Below are 1,403 nucleotides of genomic sequence, written 5' to 3'. Positions count from 1 at the left end.
TACCAAAACCCAATTAATTTGGTGGATCCGGATGGACGGGAAGCAGATGATTGGGTGAAGAGAGACGGTAAAATTATTTGGGATGAAAATGTAACAAGTTCTAAGGACAAAGATTTACAGAAAGGTGACCAATACCTTGGAAAAGCAGTTATTGTTTTTAATGGATCGCGCGATGAAAAACTTGGAAAAGACAACAATTTATTTGGAAAAGGAGCAAAACTAGCAAGTGTTACTGTCTACGGGCCTGATGGAGAAAACGACATTGAAGAATACCAAGGATTTACAATGACCTCGGACAGTAAAAAGTTTGGAGCGATTGCAGATGGTACTTACTCTTTCAATTATGATGCTAAAGGGAAAAGTGGTAAACTTGAGTCGCACTGGGCAGTTGAGGGTCGTAATGAGGTACCTCCTTTAGACGGATATAATCCAAATCCTAATTCCAAAAATAAACAATTTAAATCTGGAATTTTTATACATACCTCTAATCGAAATGGTGCTGCTGGAACATACAACAAAGGGAAAAATGGAATCTCCGAAGGATGCTTATTAATAGTGCCATCAAAATATGACAAAAACGGCAAAGCTCTAAATAATGGCTGGAACCAATTTAATGAACAGTTATCGGGTGTAAAAAAAGGAACTTTAATTTTAAATAGAAGTTGAAGATGAAAATACTACTGTTATTGTTACTGTTAAATGGATGTATCTTTGGTCAAAAGTGCAACTGTGAAACTTTTATTATCACAGATAATAGTAGAATCCCTATTTATTCTTCTAATAAAAAAGAAGCTAAAATTATCTATGAAATAAAAAATGACTCTACAACTGAAAATTACTTTAGCTTAAAAATTTATGACTACAAAGATCATAAGTTTTTAGTTAAACCAACCGACTCCTTCAATAAGCGTTATAAATTAGGGTGGATCAGCGACAAATATGTAGGTATTTATGCAAATAACTACAATTCACAATTGAACCTATATGACTCTCCAAATGAAACCAGTAAAATAATTGGAAAATTTGAAGAATATGTAAATATTGCGTTTCAGGTGCGTGGATGTTCGAACAAATGGTTGTATGTCTTCTTAAAATTAAACAATAAGGAGTATAGTGGATGGATGCGACCACAAGATCAGTGCGCTAATATTTTTACAACTTGTAATTAGAATTTAGTCTCATGACACTAATCAAGATACAAAGGATATTCTTATATAATTACTTATGATTTTATCAAAACAAAAGATATAGATTTTCGTTAGCTTTTCCGAGAAGTAATTGAAGGATTAGATATGGGAAGTTTTAAACAAATCTAAATCGCCCGCTACTACGACCCAAAATGTAGTAGTTTTATAAGTGTGGATCCGTTGGCGGAGAAAACAATGGATGCATATGGGTATTGT

2 protein-coding genes are annotated in these 1,403 nt (G+C 33.4%); both read left to right on the top strand.

The annotated features are described in order from the left end of the window. A partial coding sequence (locus CHX27_RS00930; protein WP_207758912.1) for a hypothetical protein occupies positions 1-666 on the top strand: 666 nt, incomplete at its 5' end. 2 nt (positions 667-668) lie between these two features. Next, a complete protein-coding gene (locus tag CHX27_RS00925; protein ID WP_094484904.1) occupies positions 669-1,169 on the top strand; it encodes an SH3 domain-containing protein in 501 nt (166 codons plus the stop codon). The last annotated feature ends 234 nt before the right edge of the window (positions 1,170-1,403 follow it).

The sequence above is a fragment of the Flavobacterium aurantiibacter genome (assembly GCF_002251775.1).
In the GTDB taxonomy this organism is placed as follows: domain Bacteria; phylum Bacteroidota; class Bacteroidia; order Flavobacteriales; family Flavobacteriaceae; genus Flavobacterium; species Flavobacterium aurantiibacter.
Note: the sequence above shows the minus strand (reverse complement) of the source record. Positions and strands in the feature narration are given on the sequence as shown.